Below are 22,856 nucleotides of genomic sequence, written 5' to 3'. Positions count from 1 at the left end.
GGTGATGCACGGCTTGTCGTCATAGCCATGCGTGGCAATACAGTGGCTACCGTGATCGACCGGTATTCCCACGACGTCCTCGCAAGCGGCTGGCGCACCTCTCACATGAAGAAAAGCGTCGACATGCCATTGGAACTCGACATGGTTGTCGAGGATCCATCGAGCGGATACGTCGGGGCCGTCGTCGCGTGGCAGAACGGCTTGGTCGTGCTCGAGGATCGCAAGGGCAAGCGCAAGTCCTTCCCCATCGGTCCGGGTTTCTGGGTGGACGGCAAGCCCGTCAATCTGTGCATTCCCCCTCGTCAGGGCAGTGCCAGCATCAAACACACGGCGTCGGGGTCCGTTGCCGGAGCGGCTGGACCAGCTCGCGTTGCCCTTCCCAGCCGCATCTACGTCGAGGGTCGTCACGACGCCGAACTCGTCGAGAAGATCTGGGGAGACGACCTGCGCCACGTCGGGGTCGTCGTGGAATACATGGGCGGTATGGACGACCTGGTCGGAATTGTCGCCGAGTTCAAGCCGGGCCCTGGGCATCGACTGGGAGTGCTCGTCGACCATCTCGTTGCCGGAACCAAGGAATCCCGCGTGGCTGACGAGGTGAGACGCGGCGGATATGGCGAGTACGTCATGATCACCGGACACCGGTTCATCGACATCTGGCAGGCCATCAAGCCCGAGCGGATCGGACGGAAGGGGTGGCCGGAGGTTCCGATGGACGAGGACTTCAAGCTCGGCACCCTGAAACGTCTCGGCCTGCCACACTCCACCCAGGCCGACGTGGGCAAGGCCTGGCAGGCCATGTTGAAGAGGGTGCGTGACTGGCACGACCTGGATCCACGGTTCAACACCGAGATGGAGAAACTCATCGACTTCGTCACCTGTGACCACGTCGACGAGCTGGACGATGAGGAGACGGCATGAGTATCGATGCCGAGACGGTCTGCGACCTCATCCGGGACGTCAGTGCCAGGATCATCGATCCGCGGTTCCGGTCCTTGCATGATCATCAGATCCACCAGAAGAAGCCTGGAGACTTCGTCACCGACGCCGATCGTCAGGCTGAGAAGGAGCTTGGCGCGGCGCTGACCAAGCACGCCGGTGGAGTCGTCGTCGGGGAGGAGTCCGCCTTTGCCGACCCGACCATCCTCGACGCCGTTCCGGGCGCCGACCTGGCGTGGGTCATCGATCCCATCGATGGCACGAAGAACTTCGTCCACGGATCGGTGGACCACGGGGTCATGCTCGCTCAACTCATTCGTGGCGAAACGGTGAGGGCCTGGATCTGGCAGCCCCAGTACGGCCACATGTGGTGTGCCGAGCGCGGCGCCGGGGTCACCTGCGACGGTCAGGCGGTCACCCGCGACGGGTCCCGCATCCCGGTTCGCGCCGCGACGACCCACGAGGCTTACAAGATCGCCTCACCACAGGTGGAATGGCGGATGTCGAAGTGGTGCTGCGCGGTGGACTACCCACTGATCTGCCTGGGGGAGAACGACGTCACCGCCTATCAGCACTCCCACCCGTGGGATCACCTGCCTGGCGCCCTCATGGTGCGCGAGCTCGGCGGGGTCGTTCGGGCTGTCGACGGGGCCGAGTACGGGCCTCGCGAGATGTCGGGAACACTCGTCGTCGCAGCCGACGAGGATGCCTACCGGGTGGTTGCTGAACTGCTGCGCTGAGTTAGCCGTGCGGGGCCGGGCCCGCATCAGGCCAGCTGGGGAGGAACGTGCCTGGTCACCGGGGTGAGCGGGATCTCGACGGGGACTCTCTCGGCGAGCTCGGCGCGCTGCTTCATGACGGCGGTCGCATCGATCGGGTGCCCGTGGCCAGGTACGTAGACGCCTACACCATCGGTGCCGGTGATGACCGAGTCAATGGCGCGCGGCCAGCCTCGGACATCGGTCGTCTCGTCGGACTGTGGCTCTCCTGCGGTCTCCACCAGGTCCCCGACGAAGGTCACCTTCTCGTCGCGGACGATGACGACGAGGTCCCCGTCGGTGTGGGCCGGACCAGGGTGGATGACCTCGGCGCCGATCCCGCCCAGGTCGACATAGGCCATCAGCGCGATGGGATGGTCGACCTGGAGATCAGGGCAGTGAGCCAGGGCGGCCTCATGCATCCAGGTCTCAGCTCCGTCAATCCCAGGGAGTCCGCCGCTGTGGTCATAATGATGGTGGGTGACGACGACCCGATCAACCGGACGACCCAGCATGCATGCCGCCGACATCGCCAGAGCGTGTCCCTGTTCAGGAGCCGAGCCGGTGTCGATGAGGAGGACATGATCGTCACCGGCGACCAGTCCGCAGGTGACGGCTTCTGGTTCGATGACGGTCGTCCATACCCGGGCAGTGAGAGCGGACCACCGGGGAGTCTCGGGATTCGTCGACATGATCACCAGTGTGGCACGTCCCGAGGCGTGCGCTGCCAGCGAGAGAGGCAGAAGGACGCCAGGTGAACGCGATAAGGTGGCACTCGGCACCTGAGAGTGCCAAAGTGGGACTTGTACCCGATGGGATCGCGTGAGGAGGGATTGTGCTCGACGACCGCAAGCTCGACGTGCTCAAGGCCATCGTCACCGATTACGTCTCCAGTAAGGAGCCGGTGGGTTCCAAGGCGTTGGTGGAACGCCACGGGCTTCGGGTGTCCCCGGCAACCGTTCGCAATGACATGGCCGTCCTGGAGGAGGAGGGGTACGTCACCCACCCCCACACCAGCGCCGGTCGTATCCCGACGGACAAGGGGTATCGCCTCTTCGTCGACCGGATCGCCACCCTCAAACCGCTGTCCGGGCCAGAGCGCCGGGCCATCCAGGCCTTCATGACCGGAGCCGTCGACCTCGATGACATCGTGCGTCGCACGGTGCGACTGCTCGCCCAGATCACTCACCAGGTCGCCATCATGCAGTATCCGGTGGCGACGACGGCGACGATCCGTCACCTCGAGTTGGTGAGCCTGTCGACCGACCGCATCCTCATCGTCCTCATCATGTCCTCGGGGTCGGTGGAGCAGCGGATCGTGGAGCTTCCCGGTCACGACGAGCAGAATCTTGTCGCCCTTCGTACCCGGCTCAACCAGGCCCTCGTCGGTCTGACGGTGGCAGAGGCCGTCGACTCCCTCAATCGGCTTCTTGACGAACTCGGGCCGGCTGAGGGGCCGCGCGCGACCTCCGTCGTCGCGACCGTCCTGGAGATCCTCGCCGTCGACCCATCCGCCCGCGTGGTGGTCGCCGGGGTTCCCAATCTCACCGCATTCGGTGCACAGTGGGAGACGACGGTGCGTCCGGTCTTGGAGGCTCTCGAGGAGCAGGTCGTCCTGATGCGACTGCTCGGCGAGGCCACCGCTGGAGAAGCCGGTGAGGTCACGGTGCGTATTGGTGCCGAGAACACTGACGTGCCCTTCCAGTCCACCTCACTGGTGGCAAGCACATACGGATCCGACGATACCCTGTCGAGCCTCGGCGTGGTCGGACCCACCCGAATGGACTACCCCTCAACCATGGCAGCCGTGCGAGCCGTGGCCCGTTATGTGGGCCGGTTCCTGGCAGAAGGATGATCCTTGAGCAACGACTACTACGAGATTCTCGGTGTTTCCCGCGATGCGAGCGCCGACGAGATCAAGAAGGCTTATCGCCGCAAGGCCATGAAACTCCACCCCGATGTGGCCGGACCGGGATCCGAGGACGAGTTCAAGAAGGTCCAGGAGGCCTATGAGGTGCTCCAGGATCCGCAGAAACGCGCCGTCTTCGACCGTGGTGGCGACCCGAATGCCCGCATGGGCGGATTCGGGGAGGGAGGATTCAGCAGCGCTGGATTCGACTTCACCAACCTCGTTGACGCCATGTTCGGTGGTGGAACCTCCTTCGGTGGTGGCGGACGTGGGCCACGCTCACGGACCCGGCGAGGTCAGGACGCCCTGGTGCGGATGCGCCTGAGCCTGGCCGAGGCGGTGTTCGGCGTCACCAAGCCGCTGGAGGTCGACACCGCAGTTGTGTGTCCCAAGTGTCAGGGCAAGGGGGCCGAGTCCGGCTCCGAGCCCGTTACCTGCAACACCTGTCAGGGACGTGGTGAGGTCATCACGGTGCAGCGTTCCTTCCTGGGCGACATTCGCACCAGCCAGCCCTGCCCGACCTGCCGTGGTTACGGCACGGTCATCCCGGATCCGTGTCAGGAGTGCTCCGGTGAGGGACGAGTGCGCACCACCCGCACCATCAACGTCAAGATTCCTGCCGGTGTTGCCGACGGCAACCGGATCCACCTGGATTCACAGGGAGAGGTGGGGCCCGGTGGTGGCCCAGCAGGTGACCTGTACATCGAGATGACGATCAGCCCGCACGAGGTCTTCACCCGCGAGGGTGACAACCTCGAGATGGTCGTCACGATCCCGATGACGGCGGCTGCGCTGGGAACCAAGGTTCCGGTGCACACCCTTGAGGCCGATCGCGAGGACTTCGACGAGTCCCAGAAATCGGTCAGCGTCGAGGTGCCGGCAGGAACCCAGTCGGGAACCCGCATCGTCGTGCCTGAGCGGGGAGTGCCGAGGCTGCGTCGTGGCGGTCGGGGCGACCTGGGCGTCACCTTCATCGTTCAGACACCGACCAAGCTCGACTCCCACCAGAAGGACCTGCTGCGCCAGTTGGCCGAGGCCCGCGGGGAGACCAAGGTGTCGGCGTCCGTGGAGAAGTCGGGTGGACGCGGCATGTTCTCCCGCATCAAGGAAGCCTTCGGCGGATGAGTGACGCCTGCTTCCTCGGGGAGGTTGCCGGGGCCACGCCCGGGTCGGTGGTCGAGATCACCGGTGCGGAAGGCCACCACGCCGGTTCGGTGCGCCGCATTCGGATGGGAGAGTCCGTCCTCGTCACCGACGGCGTGGGCCATGCAGTGCGCGGACCTGCCGTCGAGGTGACGAAGGGATCCGTGAGCGTCGAGGTGACCGAGGTGCTCGAGGCCCCTGTCACGGCTCACCGCTGGGTTGCCGTCCAGGCCCTGCCGAAAACCGACCGCGCTGAGCTTGCGGTGGCAACCCTCACCGAGATGGGGGTTCACGAGATCTTGGCCTGGCAGGCCGGTCGCAGCATCGTGCGCTGGAAAGGCGACAGGCAGGCTAAGGGTGTGGCGAAGTGGCAGGCGGCTGCCCGCGAGGCCACCAAGCAGTCACGACGATTCCTCGTTCCCCAGGTCGAGCTGGCGCAGACCAAGGATGTGGTTGAGAGGATTCGGGATGCTGACGCTGCCTATGTGCTCCACGAGTCGGCCACTGAGCCGCTGGTGAACCAGGACCTGCCCGAGTCTGGTGAGGTGATCGTCATCGTCGGGCCTGAGGGCGGCATCACCGACCAGGAAGTCGAGTCCTTCGTGGCTGCCGGGGCTCATCCGGTGACCGTGTCTGATGGGGTCCTGCGGACCTCGACGGCTGGCGTGGTCGGACTGGCCCAGTTACGGGCCATAGCCGACATGGCCGAATGATCCGGAGCACAGTCGATTTCTGACATGACGATGGGGCCGGACGAATGATCCGTCCGGCCCCATCGTTGGCGTAGGGCGTTGGCTGCCATGGCGTGACGGCAGCTCAGGGGGTCACTTCTTCTTGGTGGCGCCATCAAGAGCGACGACGAGCAGGCCACCGATGAGACCAAGGTTCTTGAAGAACTGGATCTGCTCACCGGTCTTCTCGTCGCTATTCTTCTCCCAGAAGGGATGTCCGGTGAGGGTCACGGGGACGAGCTGGGCGGCCAGGATGGTGGCGGCCAGACGCGGCTTGATTCCGAGGGCCAGCAGGGAACCGGCTGTCAGCATGGTGCCGCCGCTGACCTTGACCAGCAGTGAGGGGTCAACCTCAGGAATCTGAGAGCGGACCGATTCGGGCAGCTTCTCGAGCAGCCCGTCAACAGCGCCGGAGAGCTGATCGGCATTCTTGAACTCGGCGAGGCCCCCGGTGACGAAGATGGCCGACAGGGCGGAACGGGCGGTGAACTTGGCAAGGGACATGAATCCTCCTGACTGCTAGGTGCTACTTCCATCGTGCCCCATCAAGGCTCGCTTGGGTGGTCACGTTCGCGTTTAGGTGACGAATCCACTTCTTTTCATGGTGACAACTCAAGGACGATGGCGGCCATGGACGAGTGATTCGTGGGCGAACACCGGGGGATCAGTGGGTCAGTGCCAGGGCCAGCGGCAGGACAGGGCCTGACCCAGCTCGTCTCAACGATCGTGCGGCGACAGTCATCGTCCATCGACTGGAGATGACGTCATCGACGAGGAGAACCGGGGCACCCCCCGAGGTGTGACAGGCGTGACATGAGCTGTGGACCGACGCTGAAACGGTTGTGTACGTCGCGAAGGCGGTAGGCCGAATTCGTCGATGAATTGAGTCGTGGTGCATTCTCTGTGAGATCGAGCCCGCCAAGGTCCTGGAGGTGGCCGACCCGGGCAAGTCCCGAGGCCAGAGAGTCGATGAGGTGAGGTCGAGTGGCGGATGGCACTCGGACCACAGCGGCCGGACGATGCTCCCATCCCCACTCGGCCAGTACTCGGACACAGACCTTGGCCAGTGCCGGGGTGATCTCGGCGTCGATGGGGACGCCGTCGGCGTCGTTGCGAAGCAGGTCTCTCAGCGGCCCACCCTAGCCCAGATCGGAGAGCCTGGCGATGACGCGGCCCTCCTCGGCCGTCTCGTCGGTGCTGATCCGACCCTTGAGCCCAACTCCCAGGGTGTCCATTCCCGATGGCCACGTCGTGCGAGGCTCCACAGGTACGCCTGCTCGGTCCAGGGCGGCCGTCGCCGAGGATGATGCTGTTGGGCCAACCTTCGTCGGATACCACGGTCCGGTGCAGACATCGCAACGACCACAGGGAGCGGGTGAGGGGTCGCCGAGCTGACCGGTGAGGAAGACCATCCGGCAGGTGTCCAGCCGTTCGTAAGTGAGCATGGCCTGCTGCTCATCGCGTCGCGCCTGGGAGATCCGCTCGTAGCGCTCGGTGTCATGGACCCACGGCTTTTCGACCGCCCCATCGACCGCCATCACCTTGAGCAGCAGATCGAGCTGACTGCGTTTGATGTCAACACGGGCTTCCAACGCCGGCACCGACAGCACCTGACCGTTGGACAGTGCTCCCAGGGTGGTGTCGGTACGTTCCTGGGTAGGCATGGATGCGGTTGCGAAGTAGGTCCATATCCCCTGGTCCTCAGGACCCGGAAGCAGCAGGACGTCAGCGTTCTCAGTGGCGCGACCGGCTCGACCGATCTGTTGGTAGTAGGCGATGGGGGAGCTGGGTGCTCCCAGATGAACCACGAACCCCAGATCGGGCTTGTCGAACCCCATGCCAAGAGCACTCGTCGCGACGAGTGCTTTCACCTGGTTGTCGCGCAGAGCCTCCTCGAGGGCTGCTCTTTCCTCGGGGTCCGTGCGTCCGGTGTAGGTGCGTACCTGGTGCCCGGCCTTGACCAGTGCTCGTGCGGTGTCCTCCGCCGTGGAGATCGTCAGGCAGTAGATGATCCCGGACCCCGGCAGCTCACCCAAGTGCTGCACGAGCCAGGCCAGGCGGTCGGCCGGCCTGGACAGGTTGAGCACTCCTAAGCGTAGGGAGGCTCGGGCTAGGGGTCCGCGCAATACGAAGACGTCATGACGATCACGAGCCGGTGCGATCTGTTCGGCGACGTCCTGGACGACCCGCGAGTTGGCGGTGGCAGTCGTCGCCAGCACCGGGATGTCGTCGGGCAGTGCCGAGACGAGATCACGGATGCGTCGATAATCGGGTCGGAAGTCGTGGCCCCAGTCGGAGATGCAGTGAGCCTCGTCAATGACGAGCATCCCGAGTCGTCTCACCAGATCAGGCAGTTGCTCATTGGCGAATTGTGGATTGACGAGTCGTTCCGGAGACACCAGCAGGACGTCGACCTCGTCAGCATCGAGCCGCTGGATGATCTCGGCCCACTCGGTGACATTGGTCGAGGAGATCGCGGCGGCCCTTACCCCAGCGCGCTCCGCTGCAGCCACTTGGTCGCGCATGAGGGCGATGAGAGGGGAGACGATGAGGGTCGGCCCTGAACCCGTGGCACGCTGAAGCAGGGTGGCGACAAAGTAAACCGCCGACTTTCCCCAGCCGGTGCGCTGGACGACGAGCGCTCGACGATGATGGGCGACGAGAGCTTCGATGGCCTCCCACTGTCCGGGGTGGAACTCGGCATCATCACGACCGACGAGCCGGCGCAAGATTGCCAGTCCGCGGCTGTGCAGGTCGCGGTCCAGTGTCTCAACGTTGTCGTCATGGTCCCTCCTCTCACCCCTCATCCTGACCGGAACCACCGACAGTTTCGTGCCGCGGTCCCGGAACGCCAGGAGAACAGCGAGGTCAGAACGGCAACGGCAGTTGGTCGATGACTTCCTGGGCCTGGGACTGCTGGGTCGAGACGATGCTGCCCAACCATTCGATGACAGCCTCTTGGGTGGCTTCGTCGAATCCCTGCACGACGTCGAGGTACTCGGCGCCACTGTTCGCGGCTGCACCACAGGAACGCACCACGTCAGCCGGAGCCGGCGCATCGACGACGGACAAGATGGACAGGAAGACGTCACGGTTCTCGATCAACTGAGCTCGGCCTGCGTCGGTCGGTCGGAGCTTGCCGACGAGGGACTCGAGCCTCTTGACCCGCTCGGCACGCGCCGAGGCGAGGTTGTCGAGGGCTCCCTGCCACACCAGCCCGGACAGCCGGTCGTGCGACATGAAGAGGCGACGAATCTGGCGGTACCAGGCCTCCAGGGCCGACAGGTTGCCGAGGTAGGTGACGTTGTGGGCGATGATCCTGTCGAGCTTGGCGTAGCTGGCCGGGGTCACCGGACGCTGCCTACCGGCGGGCGGAGGAGTGAGGACGAGCTGGTCGTCATCGGGGATGTCGTCACGCAGGATCGACCCAGCTCCGACCACGGTTCCGAATCCGGTCACCACCGGCCCAACGGTGCCTCCCTGACCACCGAGAAAGATCGGGTGCTGATTGAGCAACACTCCATGCGGGACGTCACCGAAGAGGGATGCCGTCGTCTTGTCGCCGTCAGGAGTGAAGTTGAAGTGAATGTAGGACGACCCGACCTCGGAGTGATCCGACCGAGAGGTTCCTCCGGCCATGAGGACGTCACAGAAGTTGATGAGGCTGCCGAGGGTGACGAATGGCAGCAGAATGGTCTGCTTAAGGCCGACGGTGTGGGCCCCACTGGCCTCTTCCTCGAGGATGGTGCCGCCACGGACGTGCGCGCCCGATGCCATATTCGCCCCGGCCAGGAAGACGGCGTCCCGGGCGAAGCCGCCCTTGAGCTTGACCCCGGTGCCGAGCTGGCAGTCCTGGATCGTCATGGGGGTTTCGTCGCCGAGCACGCACCCGGCGGAGATGACCGTGCGACGGCCACGAATCCGACATCCGGGGCCAATGAAGACCCCGTCGCCACTGATGTTGTCGACGTCGACGCCGTCGTCAATGTCGACGGTCAACGGATTGGGGATGCGCGCCCCCTTGTCGATGAGCTTGGCCACTTTCTCCAGGCCACGCGGTTGCAGCGCAGGGGAGTTGACGTCCATCGATGGTCCTTTCGGGGTGGCGGTTCGTACCGACCAGCGTAGTCAGTCGTGCTGACGGCCGCGGGCCATGACGAGCCAGGCCGCTGCGACGACGAAAGCCATGCCGACCATCTGCACCGGGGTGAGGGTCTGGCCCAGGATGAAGAATCCTGCGGTTGCGGCCACGGCCGGTTCCATACCGGTGAAGACGCCATAGACCGTGGTGTCAATGTGGCGCAGGGCGTACATCTCCAGGCTGTAGGGCAGGGCGGAAGACATCAGAGCCACCACGAGACCCATGAGGAGGTGACGGGGCCGGACGAGGTCAACCCCCTGGGCAACGAATCCGATCGGCAGCAGGACGACCGAGTTCAGCGCGATGGCCCACCACAACCCCTCGAGCTTCGACCAACTCGCCCCGACGAGCTGTGCTGACTTGGCGTAGAGGGCCCAGAAGATACCGGCGGTGAAGGCCAGCAGGAGGCCGAGAATGCTGATGCTGGCCCAATCGGCATTGAGGGCCCCGGAGACCCCGACGACACCGCCCAGAGCGAGCAGGATCGCCAACCAGTCACGCACTGAGTGGCTTCCCAGGGCGGCCATCCCCAGTGGCCCGAGGAACTCGACGGTCACTGCCACACCCAGCGGCAATCGCTCCAGGGAGAAGTAGAAGGCGGTGTTTAAGCCGCCCAGGGCGATGACCAGAGCCAGCACCCTCATCCAGTCGTCGCGGGTGTGGTCGTGTAGATGAGGTCTGACGACAGGGGCCATGAGAAGGGCGGCCAGCGACATTCGCAACGCAACGGTTCCCAGCGGTCCCACCTGAGGGATAAGGGTGGCAGCCAAAGCTCCCCCGATTTGAACTGAGAGGACAGCTCCTAACATGAAAAGAACTCCGCGCACGGGGCCCACCATAGTGGCGCACCTGCCACGATCATGGCGCTGCTGTCGGCTCGTCGCGCCCTGGAGGGTCTGGATCGATGCCCCACACTCGGTGTATCGGTTCTGTGGCTGACCTCAGCGCGGCGTCACCAAGGCGAATCCTGACAGGGCCAGGCCGGTGAACAAGCCTCCGGACCGCTCCTGCGCCTTCTTGGCTGCTGATGAGTCCACTTCTTTGATCATGGCTCCGGTGTCCAGGTCGTAAAGTCTGATGACGGGGCTGTCGGTGGCGGTGTCGACCACCCCGATGGTTTTGCCTTGGATTCGGGGTGGCTTTCCCTGATCGGCGGCCAAGTGGGTGTTCACGATGAGGCGGGATTTTCCAGTGGTCAGGTCAGTGGCCACGACTTGCCCGGACAGGAAGGTCCAGATGAATTCATGTCCCATAATGACCGCGTCTGAGCCGCCAGCTCCGCTGTCTTTCCTGACGTCTCCGCCGTCGATCGTATTGAGGGGTTTCCCGTGCTCATCGGTGATCGGGATCTGCCGGGCTGATCCCGTTTTCAGGTCGAAGAATGCCAGGGTGGTTTGGGGATATGTCGCCCTCTTGTTCCACGAAGATGCCCCCAATCGCACGACGAGATCGGTTCCATGGCACGCGAGGCCGCTTTCCGGATGCAGGCCCCACCGTGTTGTGAGAACGGGCCCGAGGTCTATTGTCTTGTGGCGCTGTTGGTCGACGCGGAATAGCTGGATTCCTTGATGGTCTGTATTTTCTATGCTCGCCAGCCCGTAGATCTGATCGTTGCACATCATAATGTCGGACACCCAATGTGGTACGTGCATCGATGTGCCGTCAGTGAATTCGAGAAGGAATGTGTATCCGTCGGGGTTTGATGGATCGTCGCCATAGTTTGACAGGAATGCGAATTCTCCGTCGCCAAGGGGGTATGGTTGGGTGAATGCGGCTTGAGATACAAAGGGATCTCGACGAGGTATGGTCTTGGTGCCAGATCGCCTCATGACGTAAAGGTTAGAGAAGTCAACGAAGGCGATGTTTCCATCACTATCGGAGCTTGCGCTGGTGTATCGGGGTGCGTTGTCAAGTTCTTTTAATTCATGGGTGGTGTCGCCATCGAGGGTCAGAAGAGCCCCGCGGTTGAAGATGGGATCATCTGGTTGGCTCCAAGACATGGCGATTCTGACGTCGCCGGGAAGTATATCGGTCTCACGGATGGAACTCGTCTTGACCGCTCCGCAGGCGGTGGTCGTGATGAGACAGATCATCGCGACCATGTAGGTCACGAACCTTGTGCGCTTGTGTCGTTTATGCGCTGTTTTCATGATGATTGATGCGGCTTCCGTCCTCAGTAGTGCACGAGATAACGACTGTTCCGGATGTCATCAGGGTAAACCCCTGGGCCGCCATCGGAATCAAGGTCATATCCGGAGATCTTGTATGCCGCCCACACGAACTGGGAACAATTGTAATGAGTGTCCTCGATCTTCTTGTTGTTCCAGAATTGTTTCTTGTATGGTCTATTGAGATGGGCGTACGCCCAAGTTTTCGCTTTTTCTCGGGCTGACCAAGGTATACCCTTGAGACCATATCGTCCCCAATTGCGAGATACGCATTTCGCTTTGGGACGAATCCTTCGAGTATTTTTCCCTACTCCGGGGGCTTCGGTGAGGAGATGGGGCTCCGTGTACAGGGCGACATGATTCCACGCCGCCACACCGGCAGGACCTGCAGCTGTCCACATGATGTCACCGCGATGATTGGCATCGAGAGCATGGGTGGGGCACCGCCCGGAACTGCTCGATGACGATCTCGTCGAGGAGCTGCCGAAGCCTGACTCTCGGGCTTCACGAGTGACTTCTGCAACGAGGAACTCAGCAGTTTGTTCCGGTGACTCGTGACGTTGACCAGCCAGGGATTCGACGCCTTCGATCACATCGGTTCTCGTCGATTCTGGTGTGAATCGCACCAATGTGTCGATGTCAGTATCCCAAGCAGTCGCACGGGCTGGTGCCACGGGTACAGTCACGGTGAGCAACGCTCCGACGACGACCATCCCCAGAGTATGAACGCCTTTCATCGGTATCTTTCCTTCCCGGAGGTGAGCCATATTGCTCACAGCATAGCCACAGGTTAGCAGTAGGGCCCGTACCGGAGAGGGGCAGGGTGGTGTCCCTGGTCCCCTCTGGCCCGGCGCGCCCAGGGGGACTCGTCAATACAATGACGCCCATGCCATTCGGATTCGACGTCACCTCGCACCTCAACGACTCCTATGGGCGCACTGGCGTCATCCACACCCCGCACGGTGATATCGAGACCCCGGCCTTCGTCGTCGTCGGGACCAAGGCCACCGTCAAGTCCTTGCTGCCTGAGTCCGTGGCGCAGCTGGGAGCCCAAGCCGTGCTGGCCAACGCCTATCACCTCTTCCTGCAGCCGGGTCCAGACCTCGTTGACGAGGCTGGCGGACTGGGGCAATTCATGAACTGGACCGGTCCAACCTTCACCGATTCCGGCGGCTTCCAAGTGCTCAGCCTCGGCGCCGGGTTCAAGAAGACCCTGGCGATGGACGTCTCTCAGCTCACCGAGGAAGATGTCATTGCTGCCGACGCCGACCGCAAGGCCATGGTCGACGACGACGGCGTCACCTTCCGCAGCCCGCTCAACGGTGACCTCCATCGCTTCACCCCTGAGGTGTCGATGGGGATCCAGCACCATCTCGGTGCGGACATCATGTTCGCCTTCGACGAGCTGACCACGCTCATGAATACCCGCTCCTACCAGGAGGAGGCGTTGGAGCGGACGCGACGGTGGGCCGAACGCTGTCTGGCTGAGCATCGTCGCCTCACCGAGGCCCGGGTCGGCAAGCCCTACCAAGCTCTGTTCGGGGTTATCCAGGGAGCACAGTACGAGGACCTGCGCCGGAAGGCTTGCCGAGATCTGTCGCAGATGGAGATCAACGGCCAGCGATTCGACGGCTTCGGCCTGGGAGGTGCCATCGAGAAGGTCAATCTCGGGCGGATCGTCACCTGGTGTGCCGAGGAGCTTCCGGTGGATCGCCCCCGTCACCTGCTGGGCATCTCCGAGCCTGACGACCTCTTCGCCGCCTGCCGTGCTGGTGCCGACACCTTCGACTGCGTCAACCCTTCCCGGGTGGCCCGCAACGCCGCCATCTACACCGTCGATGGGCGCTACAACGTCAACACCGCTCGATTCCGGCGTGACTTCGGTCCGTTGGAGGAGGGCTGCGACTGCTACACCTGCACTTATTACTCCCGTGCCTACCTCCACCACCTGTTCAAGGCGAAGGAGATGCTCGCCAACACCCTGGCGACGATCCACAACGAACGCTGGACGGTTCGGCTCGTCGACCAGATACGCGCTGCCATGCGTAACGGGGAGTTGGATGCCCTCGAGACCGAGTTCATGGGTCGCTGGAATGCCAATGGTGGAAGGCTAGCCAAGGCCAACTGACAAGCCTGTTCTCCCTCATCTCATCCTCGCGACGGAGGAGATTGACGGCGCCACTCGTTACGTTCGCGAACGCGCGAGAGTCGATCGGGACCTTCTTCTACCACTGCTCATGGTGCAGCTTCGTCGGATCGCGCGGGGATCGATGCTGAAGGTACTCGTCAAGCCCTCGACACCGAGGACGAGGTCGAGGTGGAGTTCACCGACAATGGCTGGTCGATTCGATCGGCTCCCTACACCAGGGTGAAAACCCTCAGGATGTCCGAGCGGGTGCAGGTCTCGGGGCGACGACATCTCCCTCATCCTCGCGGTGTTCGCCGTGCTCGTTGGAGAAAGGATCCACCTACGCTCGATCTTGCAGAGCAACGGTCGAGTCAGCCTCAAGAACCCCTGGGGGCGGAACGAATCAGTGACGTGACGTTCAAAGGCGCTGGTGTACGGGACTGTCAGCGAAATCTGCCAAAAATCGGCCCGACACCATGATGGCAACGTCACCATCGGCGTTTATTGGCAGATTTCGCCGGTATTCCGAGGCACAGCGTCAATGCTGAGCCGCTGCGAGCCTCTCCTGATAGCTCGGCTCGTGCTTCTTGATCGAGGCGATGATCCGGGTTGTGATCGGGATGCAGGCGTACTCGACGAGGGTCTTCCACAAGAATCCGAAGAAGGTGTAGTTGCACCACTGTCGGAAGCTGGTGATTCCGACGACCGGTGCCGCAATAGCACAGAAGATGATGGTGTCGACGGCCTCACCGGCGCCGGTGGACCCCATCAGACGACCGACCAGGCCACGTTCCAGCCACTTGGCCTTGAGACGTACCATGATGACCGAATTCGTGAACTGTCCGGCGAGGAATCCGCATGCCCCGGCCAGTACCATCTGCCACAGCGGTCCTAGCGACATCTCGAGGGCGGCGTCATGAGCCACTGAGTAGGAGTCGTTGAAACCTGGCAGGGCGATGATTGCCCAGAAGCACAGCACCGAGAGGATCGAGCAGATGAACCCCATGACGATGGCGCGGCGAGCCGCATTGATCCCGTAGATCTCAGTGGTGATGTCTCCCATGACGTAGGCGAGCGGGAAGAGGAAGAACCCGCCGTCGGTGGTGATGGGGCCGAGCTGGACTCCCTTCGATCCACCGATGTTCGACAGGATGACCACGACACACATGAGGGTCAGGAGGATGTCGTAGTGCCCAGATCCGCGATCGGCATACGTCGGGCGGACGGTGGCAGATGATCTGCGGCTGGTGGAGTCTGATGTCACGGCGAAATGGTAACCGTGTTGACGAATACCATCGAAGTGACAACTACGACCAAAGGAGGTTTCCGTGACCCTTGCAACCCCGGAACTCAACATCAGCCCGCATCGGGATCTCTACCCGCCGATTGATCCTTACGACACTCGGATGGTCGATGTGGGTGATGGCCAACAGCTCTACGTCGAGCAGTGCGGCAACCCTGACGGCAAGCCGGTGGTCTTCCTGCACGGTGGCCCTGGCGGCGGTGGCGGTACCGAGCGCCGTCGTTTCTTCGACCCCGAGGCCTACCGCATCGTCGTCCTCGACCAGCGCGGTTGCGGCCTGTCGACCCCGCACATCGCCAAGGCTCGCACTCCGAAGGAGATGACCAGCAACACCACCTGGAAGCTCGTCGAGGATCTTGAGAAGATCCGTGAGCTGCTGGGTATTGAGCGCTGGCAGGTCTTCGGCGGATCCTGGGGATCGTGTCTGTCCCTGGCCTACGCCGAGAGCCATCCCGAGCGGGTGACCGAACTGGTGCTGCGCGGCATCTTCACTCTGCGTGAGCAGGAACTCGACTGGTATTACAACTTCGGTGCGTCCGAGGTGTACCCAGAGCTGTGGGACAAGTTCTGCGAGCCGCTGCGTCGAGCTGGACATGACTTCTCCCGCGACAACATCGCCGCCTACTACGACCTGCTCTGGGACGACGACCCCGATGTCCACGGCCCCGCCGCCGTGGCCTGGACGACCTGGGAGGGAGCGACCACCTCGCTTTCCTTCGACCCATCCCACGTCAAGGAGTTCTCCGATCCGGAGTTCGCGCTGGCCTTCGCCCGCATCGAGAACCACTACTTCGTCAACCACGGGTTCATGGTCGAGGGACAGCTGCTGCGCGATGCCCACAAGCTCGCCGACATCCCGACGATCATCGTCCAGGGCCGCTACGACATGTGCTGCCCAGACGTCACCGCCGTCAGCCTGTCCAAGGCCCTGCCGAACGCGGATCTGCGCATCGTGCTGGCTGGTCACTCGGCCTTCGAGCCGCTCGCCGCCTCCGAACTGGTCAAGGCCACCGATCAGTTCCGCAGTTGAGATCTGACTCTCGGAGGGCCGGCGTCGAGAGGTGCCGGCCCTCCCGGACTGTCCTCCAGACTGATCACCCACGGAAGCAGGGGACCGTCCCCAACTCGCCGGGCCAACCCCAATCCTGGACGGCCAGGTCAGCCGCCCTCCCACACATCCGGGCCAGTTCCGGAGTTCTTCCTGGGTGCTCGGCCACCCACCGCCACCGCGAGACCAGACGTTGACGCCCGCTTCCGAACCGTCCGGAAGCCTCCCGTCGCCGCAACGGGCCCAGCGACAACTCGGTGGTTTGCAAGGTGGCCGCTGCCGCGGCCAGGGCAACCATGTCCTCACTCACCTCGGGGCCGACCTCCCGATACCCGGCCATGGCAGCTTCCCTGAAAAGCTTGCTCACCTGGCCAGAGTCGTCACAACTGACCCACGGAACCTGCAGATGTGCGAGATCGACCGCGGGATGATGGACGCTGCTGGCCTCGAAGTCGATGAAGGTGGCGTCACCCCCATCAGCGGGAATGACGATGTTTCCCGGACACGGATCAGCCTGGGTGAGGACGGCGTCATCCCCGCCTGCGAGCTCGGCGAACAGCCCGATCTCGGCCGACGCCTCCGCGCTGAGCACCCCGTCGTCCAACAGCTCAGCGAGCCTCGTTGCCCCACGCCCCGGCAGCCGAGGAGAGGCCGGACCGCCTGCGGACAGCGTCCCCGGGTCGGCCTTCCTGATGAGTTGTCGGAAGGTCGCCACATCGGCCCCGCGCATCGTCGCCCCCAGTCCGCGTCCCCACGCCCGAGCCGCCTCCACAGCGGCATCAGGATCAGATCCTGACAGCACATCGGCTAAGGTCGTCATCTCGCCGAGATCGGCCATGACGATGACCCCGAGATCCAGGTCGGCGGCCAACAACCGTGGCGCCCCGGGGATCGTCGCCAATCCAGCCCATTCCCGCACGATCCCGAAACCGCCGGAGTTGTGGGCCATGGCCTTGGATCGAAAACACTTGGCAATGACGGTGTGGGCTCCCTCGCTGGCCACGGTGGAACCGTCCACCCAGCACCGAGCGACGCTGGTGCGCACCCCGTCGCGCAAGACCTCGTCAAGGGACAACTCCGTGCCCAGGACGAACGCGGCGTCGTCGAGCCAGCCCAGTCCCATCTCCACCTCCTGGCTACCGCGACGATCAATACAGTCGTTGGCTACGTCTACAGTGGGAGAGTACACATTCGCGTCATACCGGAGAGAACCCTGACCACCACCTTGCACTCCCACAACACCGATACCGGCAACCCCGGCCCGGCGCGCCGAGTCGTGACGGTGCCCGCATCGATTCCCATGGTCACCCTGGTCGGCCCCAACGACGAGTTCCTCAAGCATCTCGAGGACGCCCTCGGTGCCGACATCCTGGTGCGAGGCAACGAGATTCACCTCGCCGGGCATCCCGCCGATCTTGCCGACGCCAACGACATCCTCACGGAGATGACCACCATCATCCGTACCGGGCAGGGACTGTCCGCCGACGACGTCGACCGGATCGTCGCGATGACCCGCAACGGGGAGGGGCCGGCCGAGATCATGACGGCCGACATCCTCAGTAGTCGTGGCAAGACGGTTCGCCCCAAGACCCTCAACCAGAAGCGCTACGTCGACGCCATTGACGCCCACACCGTCACCTTCGGCATCGGCCCCGCCGGTACCGGCAAGACCTACCTGGCGATGGCGAAGGCGGTCCAGGCCCTGCAGACTAAGCAGGTGAGCCGGATCATCCTCACCCGTCCGGCCGTGGAGGCGGGGGAGAAGATCGGCTTCCTGCCGGGCACCCTCTCGGAGAAGATCGACCCCTACCTGCGCCCGCTCTACGACGCCCTGCGCGACATGGTCGACCCGGACTCCATCCCGCGTCTCATCGGCGCCGGAACCGTCGAGGTGGCACCGCTGGCGTACATGCGTGGCCGCACCCTCAACGACGCCTTCGTCATCCTCGACGAGGCCCAGAACACCTCGCCCCAGCAGATGAAGATGTTCCTCACCCGTCTGGGGTTCGGATCCAAGATCGTCGTCACCGGCGACATTACCCAGGTCGACCTGCCCGGTGGGGTGAAGTCCGGCCTGCGAGTGGTGCAGGGCATCCTTGACGGCATCGATGACATCGCCTTCTGCAACCTCACCAGCCGTGACGTCGTCCGTCACCGTCTCGTCGGCAAGATCGTCGCCGCCTACGACCGGTACGACACCGTCGCCGAGTCATACGGCCCCAGGAACCCGCGCAAGAACAGGAAGACCCGATGATCGACATCACCAATGAGTCCGGTTCCCCGGCCGATGAGGAGGGGCTCGTCGGACTGGCGACCTTCGCCCTCGACCGGCTCCGCATCCATCCCTCCTCGGAGCTGTCGATCATCCTCGTCGACGAGGACACGATGGAGGCCTACCACGAGAAGTTCATGGGCCTCCCCGGACCGACCGACGTGCTGAGCTTCCCCATGGACGAGATGCGTGCTCCCGGCGACGACGAGGACCCGCCGTCAGGTCTGCTCGGCGACATCGTGCTGTGCCCGACTGTCACGGCTCGGCAGGCGGCCGAGAACGGTCGTACCCCCGACGGGGAGGCGGAATACCTCCTCATCCACGGTTTGCTTCATCTGCTTGGCCACGACCACGCCGAGCCGGAGGAGAAGCGCGTCATGTTCGGACTCAACGACGAGATCATCGCCGTATGGGATGGTCATCGAGAACAGGCAGGCCAGCGGTGACGCAGCAGGAATGGGTCGTTCTTGCGATCGCCTTCATCTTCACGGTGTTGGCAAGCCTCAACGTGGCCATGGAGACGGCCCTTCAGCATATGTCCCACTCCAAGGCCGAGGAGCTGGCCGCCGATGGGCGGAAGCCTCACCTGCGAGTGCAGGACATGGTGGCCGATCCCGCCCCCTTCATCAACACCGCGATGCTGGTGAGAGTCATTTCCGAGGTGACGGCGACGGCCCTCGTCGCTCTCCTCATCTTCGGTCATTTCGATCTGCTCTGGCAGCAGGTGCTTGTCGTCGTGGCGATCATGGTCTTCGTCGATTTCTTGGCCTGGGGAGTGGCGCCGCGCACCCTGGGTCGCCAGCATGACACCGCCATCTGCACCTTCTGGTCGCGACCGTGGGGTGTGTTGGCGCAGATCCTTGGCCCGATCGCAGCCCTGCTCATCCTCATCGGCAATGCGCTGACCCCCGGAAAGGGATACGCCGAGGGTCCGTTCACCTCCGAGGCCGAGCTGCGCGAGATGGTCGACTACGCCGAGGCCTCCGACCTCATCGAGGCCGGCGAGCGCGAGATGATCCACTCGGTCTTCGAGCTGGGTGACACCCTTGCCAAGGAGGTCATGGTCCCGCGTACCGACGTCGTCTTCATCCCGCGGTCCAAGAACTTGCGTCAGGCCATGTCCCTGGCCCTGCGTTCCGGATTCTCCCGGGTCCCGGTCATTGGTGAGAGCCTCGACGATGTTCAAGGGGTCGTCTACCTCAAGGACCTCTCGCGTCGAGTTCTCGACAACCCTGAGGGCTACGCGTCCGAGACCGTCGAGTCGATCATGCGTCCGCCCGTCGTCGTTCCCGATTCCAAGCCGGTCGACCAGGTGCTGCGCGAGATGCAGCGTGACCGTAATCACCTCGTCATCGTCGTGGACGAGTTTGGTGGCACTGCTGGCCTGGTGACGATCGAGGACATCGTCGAGGAGATCGTCGGCGAGATCGTCGACGAGTACGACGCCGAGCCCACCCTCACCGAGGAGATCGAGGACGGAGTCTTCCGGATTTCCTCGCGTTTGCCAGTCGACGACCTGGGCGAGCTGTTCGACCTCAAGGTCGACGATGACGACGTCGAGACCGTCGGCGGCCTCATGGCCAAGGAATTGTCCGTCGTCCCGATCCCCGGATCTGTCATCATCTGGGAGGGGCTGGAGATCACCGCCGAGAAGGCAACCGGGCGACGTCACCAGGTGGACACCTGCCTGGTGAAGCGGGCCCCCGAGGAAACCCCCGATGAGGAGGACGACGATGAGTGACGACGAGATGCCCTCGCTGGCCTATCTCATGGACGGTGATGACGAGGAGATCTCCGACGTCGACTATGTGGCTGCCCGGGTGGCCGAGTCCACCCGCTCCGGGTTCCATTCCGGGTTCGTGTGCTTCGTCGGGCGCCCCAACGCCGGCAAGTCGACCCTGACGAATGCCTTGGTCGGCTCGAAGATTGCGATCGCCTCCTCGAAGCCCCAGACGACCCGCCACGTCATCCGCGGCGTCGTCACCGACGAGAACTCCCAGATCGTCGTCATCGATACCCCCGGACTCCACAAACCGCGCACCCTGCTGGGCCAACGCCTCAACGACCTCGTCTTCGACACCTGGACTCAGGTCGACGTCATTGGTGTGTGCCTGCCGTCCAACCAGCGGATCGGGCCGGGAGACACCTATCTCGTCAAGCAGATCGCCGACCTTCCCAGGAAGCCTGCACTCATCGCGCTGGCGACGAAATCGGATCTGGTCTCCTCGGCGCGGATGGTTGAGCACCTCACCGCCATCGACAAGATGCAGGAAGAGGTCGGCATCGAGTTCGCCGCGATCGTCCCCTGTTCGGCGGTCTCCGGTGAGCAGGTCGACGAGGTGCACGACGTTATCGTCTCCCTGCTGCCAGAGGGGCCGGCCTACTACCCGGACGGAGAGGTCACCGATGAGCCGACCGAGACCCTCGTCGCCGAGCTCATCCGTGAGGCGGCTCTGGAGGGTGTACGCGAGGAGCTCCCGCACTCGCTGGCCGTGGAGATCGTGGAGATGGGGCTGCGTGAGGGAAGGCCGGAGGACCGTCCGCTGCTCGACGTCCACGCATCCCTCATCGTCGAGCGTGACTCTCAGAAGGGAATCATGATCGGTCACCGCGGATCCCACATCAAGGAGGTCGGCACCCAGGCCAGGCAGCAGATCTCTGCTCTGCTGGGGACGCCGACTCATCTGGACCTGCAGGTCAAGGTGCTGCCGAATTGGCAGTCCGACCCGAAGTACCTCAACCGGCTGGGGTTCTGAGACCGATGACGGCCTCATATGGCTGAGGCCGTCACCTCTCCGCCGACGATCGTCAGGTCACTGGTCAACCCTGCCAGTGTCTCCCCGGAGAGGTCGAAGGGGTTGGTGCCCACGGCGATGACGTCGCTCGGCCCGCCCTCGACCACCTCGGCGATCTGGCGAGTACTGGACAGCAAGGCCTGGGAGACGGTGAGGGCATGCTCCATGTGCCATCCCGGGCGAAGGTCCCCGGTCCGCTCGACGGCCACCCGTACGGCACCCCATGGATCGACTGGGGAGACCGGGGCATCCGACCCCATTGCCAACTCGGCCCCGGCCTCCACCATGTCGGCGAATCGGAAGCAGCGATCGGCGCGGTCGGCCCACATGACGTCGGTGGCGTCACGATCATCGACCATGTGCAGGGGCTGGACGCTGGCTCGCACTCCCAACTTCGCGAACCGGGGGACGTCGGAATCGGTGAGGACCTGGGCGTGCTCCACCGATCCCGAGATGCCGGTCGTCTCGAAGGCGTCGAGGACCTCCCGGACGGCGCGATCGCCGATGGCGTGGGCCGCACACTGCAGGTTGGCAGCCTTCGCCCGTCTCATGAGCTCGACGAGGTCCTCAGGTGTGACCGAGTCGATTCCGGCCCCCTCAGGTCCACCACCCGATGGATATGAATCCATGCACCACGCGGTGCGCGTTGACATTGAGCCATCGACGATGACCTTGAGCGGGCCCATGGCGACCCGGCTGGGACCAGGCTTCTCAGTGATGGGGGACTGCCCGGTGGCCAGTCCTTGCGCGATCGCCTCGTCAAGACACTCGGGGTAGACGCTCACCTCGACTCGCAGCGGACAGCGTCCATCTGCCTCGCGCCGCACCCAGGTCTCGACGTCGGTGTCGAATTCCATGTCGCGGATGCCGACGACTCCCAGCCGAGCAGCCGCACCTCCGCAACTTCCGACCCAACCGTCCAGCACATGGGGATCGACATGGGAAAGCTGGGTCTGGATGTCGAAGGTGGCCTTCTCGCGGAAGAATCCGTCACCCTGGACGCCGAGTTCGCGCATCGCGGCGGTGTTGCACCACACCGAGTGCAGATCAGCCGAGACGAGGACGGCCGCCCGGTCGCCGGTCACGGCGTCGAGCTGCGCGGCATTCGGGTTCGAGTCCCACACCGAGGACCGGAAACCAAACCCTTGCAGGATGGGCTCGTCACTGTCCGCGCGTCGTTCCACGTGTGTCGCGACCTCGTCGAGGACCTGTTGGTAACCAGCGGTCTGGCTGACGAGGAATTTTCGGGATGCCAATGCCCACTGCCCGACGTGGACGTGCTCGTCCCACAGCCCGGGCATGAGGATGCGTCCGTCCAGGTCGACACGGCGCACGGCCTCCGAGGAGTCAGCGGCACGTTGCCAGGCCTCCGGACCGACCGCGACGACGCGATCGGAGAGCAACACATCGGTGGGTTCGCCAGCGGACCCGTCAATCAGGTCGAGAATGCGGGCGTCGTGAAGCAGCAGCATGACCAGATGGTCCCACCGACGGCGGTCCATGTCAGTCTTCGGTCGATTT

Annotated in this window: 20 protein-coding genes and 1 pseudogene; 11 read left to right on the top strand and 10 right to left on the bottom strand. The window is 63.7% G+C overall.

Annotated features, from left to right (window positions below; translation table 11 throughout):
* Window positions 1–42: 42 nt before the first annotated feature.
* Window positions 43–921 carry a DUF3097 domain-containing protein gene (locus tag ACP8LP_RS07485; RefSeq protein WP_171048644.1) on the top strand — a complete coding sequence of 293 codons (879 nt, stop codon included), beginning with the start codon at window positions 43–45 and terminating at the stop codon, window positions 919–921.
* Window positions 918–1,679, top strand: coding sequence for an inositol monophosphatase family protein (locus ACP8LP_RS07480; protein ID WP_279186676.1), 762 nt, complete (start codon window positions 918–920; stop codon window positions 1,677–1,679). Before ACP8LP_RS07485 ends, ACP8LP_RS07480 begins: the two co-directional genes overlap by 4 nt.
* Before the next feature lie 26 nt (window positions 1,680–1,705).
* On the opposite strand, the gene ACP8LP_RS07475 is transcribed toward ACP8LP_RS07480, so the two are convergent.
* Window positions 1,706–2,389 (bottom strand): MBL fold metallo-hydrolase, encoded by a 684-nt coding sequence (locus tag ACP8LP_RS07475; RefSeq protein WP_063280049.1) that lies wholly within the window; start codon window positions 2,387–2,389, stop codon window positions 1,706–1,708.
* A gap of 143 nt (window positions 2,390–2,532) precedes the next feature.
* On the opposite strand from ACP8LP_RS07475, the gene hrcA reads away from it, so the two are divergent.
* Genes hrcA through ACP8LP_RS07460 form a run of 3 tightly spaced genes read left to right on the top strand, consistent with a single transcriptional unit; the run spans window position 2,533 to window position 5,462 of the window.
* Complete coding sequence (gene hrcA / locus ACP8LP_RS07470) at window positions 2,533–3,552, top strand: heat-inducible transcriptional repressor HrcA (RefSeq protein ID WP_004811678.1); 1,020 nt, start codon at window positions 2,533–2,535, stop codon at window positions 3,550–3,552.
* Window positions 3,553–3,555: 3 nt separating this feature from the next.
* Window positions 3,556–4,731 carry a molecular chaperone DnaJ gene (gene dnaJ / locus ACP8LP_RS07465; RefSeq protein WP_004811677.1) on the top strand — a complete coding sequence of 392 codons (1,176 nt, stop codon included), beginning with the start codon at window positions 3,556–3,558 and terminating at the stop codon, window positions 4,729–4,731.
* Window positions 4,728–5,462: a 16S rRNA (uracil(1498)-N(3))-methyltransferase gene (locus ACP8LP_RS07460; RefSeq protein WP_279186674.1), complete on the top strand. Its 735-nt coding sequence runs from the start codon at window positions 4,728–4,730 to the stop codon at window positions 5,460–5,462. The genes dnaJ and ACP8LP_RS07460 overlap by 4 nt, the downstream gene beginning before the upstream one ends.
* 111 nt (window positions 5,463–5,573) lie before the next feature.
* Here the strand turns inward: ACP8LP_RS07460 and ACP8LP_RS07455 are convergent, their stop codons facing one another.
* The 6 genes and pseudogenes from ACP8LP_RS07455 to ACP8LP_RS07430 all read right to left on the bottom strand — a co-directional run bounded on the left by ACP8LP_RS07455 (window position 5,574) and on the right by ACP8LP_RS07430 (window position 12,526).
* Window positions 5,574–5,984, bottom strand: a complete 411-nt coding sequence (locus ACP8LP_RS07455; RefSeq protein ID WP_279186673.1) for a DoxX family protein — start codon at window positions 5,982–5,984, stop codon at window positions 5,574–5,576.
* Window positions 5,985–6,144: 160 nt separating this feature from the next.
* A pseudogene (locus ACP8LP_RS07450) lies at window positions 6,145–8,265 on the bottom strand (RecQ family ATP-dependent DNA helicase).
* Between the two features lie 83 nt (window positions 8,266–8,348).
* Entirely contained in the window at window positions 8,349–9,566 is a 1,218-nt protein-coding gene (locus ACP8LP_RS07445) for a UDP-N-acetylglucosamine pyrophosphorylase (RefSeq protein ID WP_279186672.1), read from the bottom strand.
* Between the two features lie 42 nt (window positions 9,567–9,608).
* Window positions 9,609–10,460 carry an EamA family transporter gene (locus ACP8LP_RS07440; protein WP_004811672.1) on the bottom strand — a complete coding sequence of 284 codons (852 nt, stop codon included), beginning with the start codon at window positions 10,458–10,460 and terminating at the stop codon, window positions 9,609–9,611.
* Window positions 10,461–10,562: 102 nt separating this feature from the next.
* Complete coding sequence (locus tag ACP8LP_RS07435; protein ID WP_063280048.1) at window positions 10,563–11,723, bottom strand: hypothetical protein; 1,161 nt, start codon at window positions 11,721–11,723, stop codon at window positions 10,563–10,565.
* A 71-nt stretch (window positions 11,724–11,794) separates the two neighbouring features.
* Window positions 11,795–12,526 carry a hypothetical protein gene (locus ACP8LP_RS07430; protein WP_279186671.1) on the bottom strand — a complete coding sequence of 244 codons (732 nt, stop codon included), beginning with the start codon at window positions 12,524–12,526 and terminating at the stop codon, window positions 11,795–11,797.
* A gap of 149 nt (window positions 12,527–12,675) precedes the next feature.
* Here ACP8LP_RS07430 and tgt point away from each other — a divergent pair, with 149 nt between their 5' ends.
* Window positions 12,676–13,917: a tRNA guanosine(34) transglycosylase Tgt gene (gene tgt / locus ACP8LP_RS07425; RefSeq protein WP_334353234.1), complete on the top strand. Its 1,242-nt coding sequence runs from the start codon at window positions 12,676–12,678 to the stop codon at window positions 13,915–13,917.
* A gap of 538 nt (window positions 13,918–14,455) precedes the next feature.
* Here the strand turns inward: tgt and ACP8LP_RS07420 are convergent.
* A complete protein-coding gene (locus ACP8LP_RS07420) occupies window positions 14,456–15,208 on the bottom strand; it encodes a queuosine precursor transporter (protein ID WP_279186663.1) in 753 nt (250 codons plus the stop codon).
* A 37-nt stretch (window positions 15,209–15,245) separates the two neighbouring features.
* Between ACP8LP_RS07420 and pip the strand changes: the two genes are divergently transcribed.
* Window positions 15,246–16,250, top strand: a complete 1,005-nt coding sequence (gene pip / locus ACP8LP_RS07415) for a prolyl aminopeptidase (RefSeq protein ID WP_279186636.1) — start codon at window positions 15,246–15,248, stop codon at window positions 16,248–16,250.
* A gap of 64 nt (window positions 16,251–16,314) precedes the next feature.
* Here the strand turns inward: pip and ACP8LP_RS07410 are convergent, their stop codons facing one another.
* On the bottom strand, window positions 16,315–17,457 hold the full coding sequence (locus ACP8LP_RS07410; protein WP_484483066.1) for a phosphotransferase family protein: 1,143 nt from the start codon (window positions 17,455–17,457) through the stop codon (window positions 16,315–16,317).
* Window positions 17,458–17,493: 36 nt separating this feature from the next.
* Between ACP8LP_RS07410 and ACP8LP_RS07405 the strand changes: the two genes are divergently transcribed.
* Genes ACP8LP_RS07405 through era form a run of 4 tightly spaced genes read left to right on the top strand, consistent with a single transcriptional unit; the run spans window position 17,494 to window position 21,296 of the window.
* Complete coding sequence (locus ACP8LP_RS07405; protein WP_169311836.1) at window positions 17,494–18,522, top strand: PhoH family protein; 1,029 nt, start codon at window positions 17,494–17,496, stop codon at window positions 18,520–18,522.
* Entirely contained in the window at window positions 18,519–18,986 is a 468-nt protein-coding gene (gene ybeY / locus ACP8LP_RS07400) for an rRNA maturation RNase YbeY (protein ID WP_279186640.1), read from the top strand. The genes ACP8LP_RS07405 and ybeY overlap by 4 nt, the downstream gene beginning before the upstream one ends.
* On the top strand, window positions 18,983–20,281 hold the full coding sequence (locus tag ACP8LP_RS07395; protein ID WP_016667429.1) for a hemolysin family protein: 1,299 nt from the start codon (window positions 18,983–18,985) through the stop codon (window positions 20,279–20,281). Before ybeY ends, ACP8LP_RS07395 begins: the two co-directional genes overlap by 4 nt.
* Window positions 20,274–21,296, top strand: coding sequence for a GTPase Era (gene era / locus ACP8LP_RS07390; RefSeq protein WP_484483065.1), 1,023 nt, complete (start codon window positions 20,274–20,276; stop codon window positions 21,294–21,296). The genes ACP8LP_RS07395 and era overlap by 8 nt, the downstream gene beginning before the upstream one ends.
* Before the next feature lie 14 nt (window positions 21,297–21,310).
* Here era and ACP8LP_RS07385 read toward each other — a convergent pair whose 3' ends face one another.
* The gene (locus ACP8LP_RS07385; RefSeq protein WP_484483064.1) at window positions 21,311–22,807 is read right to left on the bottom strand and encodes an amidohydrolase; all 1,497 of its coding nucleotides are present in this window, start codon (window positions 22,805–22,807) and stop codon (window positions 21,311–21,313) included.
* Window positions 22,808–22,856: the final 49 nt, after the last annotated feature.

It is taken from the genome of Cutibacterium sp. LaCa_89, from assembly GCF_058177555.1.
This window is presented reverse-complemented; position numbering and strand designations above follow the sequence as displayed.

Excerpts from the sequence above, each read along its gene's own strand:
- ACP8LP_RS07480 (WP_279186676.1), top strand. The coding sequence starts at position 918 with ATGAGTATCGATGCCGAGACGGTCTGCGACCTCATCCGGGACGTCAGT.
- ACP8LP_RS07475 (WP_063280049.1), bottom strand. The coding sequence starts at position 2,389 with ATGTCGACGAATCCCGAGACTCCCCGGTGGTCCGCTCTCACTGCCCGG.
- ACP8LP_RS07460 (WP_279186674.1), top strand. The coding sequence starts at position 4,728 with ATGAGTGACGCCTGCTTCCTCGGGGAGGTTGCCGGGGCCACGCCCGGG.
- ACP8LP_RS07455 (WP_279186673.1), bottom strand. The coding sequence starts at position 5,984 with ATGTCCCTTGCCAAGTTCACCGCCCGTTCCGCCCTGTCGGCCATCTTC.
- ACP8LP_RS07445 (WP_279186672.1), bottom strand. The coding sequence starts at position 9,566 with ATGGACGTCAACTCCCCTGCGCTGCAACCGCGTGGCCTGGAGAAAGTG.
- ACP8LP_RS07440 (WP_004811672.1), bottom strand. The coding sequence starts at position 10,460 with ATGGTGGGCCCCGTGCGCGGAGTTCTTTTCATGTTAGGAGCTGTCCTC.
- ACP8LP_RS07435 (WP_063280048.1), bottom strand. The coding sequence starts at position 11,723 with ATGGTCGCGATGATCTGTCTCATCACGACCACCGCCTGCGGAGCGGTC.
- ACP8LP_RS07430 (WP_279186671.1), bottom strand. The coding sequence starts at position 12,526 with ATGAAAGGCGTTCATACTCTGGGGATGGTCGTCGTCGGAGCGTTGCTC.
- tgt (WP_334353234.1), top strand. The coding sequence starts at position 12,676 with ATGCCATTCGGATTCGACGTCACCTCGCACCTCAACGACTCCTATGGG.
- ybeY (WP_279186640.1), top strand. The coding sequence starts at position 18,519 with ATGATCGACATCACCAATGAGTCCGGTTCCCCGGCCGATGAGGAGGGG.
- era (WP_484483065.1), top strand. The coding sequence starts at position 20,274 with ATGAGTGACGACGAGATGCCCTCGCTGGCCTATCTCATGGACGGTGAT.
- ACP8LP_RS07385 (WP_484483064.1), bottom strand. The coding sequence starts at position 22,807 with ATGCTGCTGCTTCACGACGCCCGCATTCTCGACCTGATTGACGGGTCC.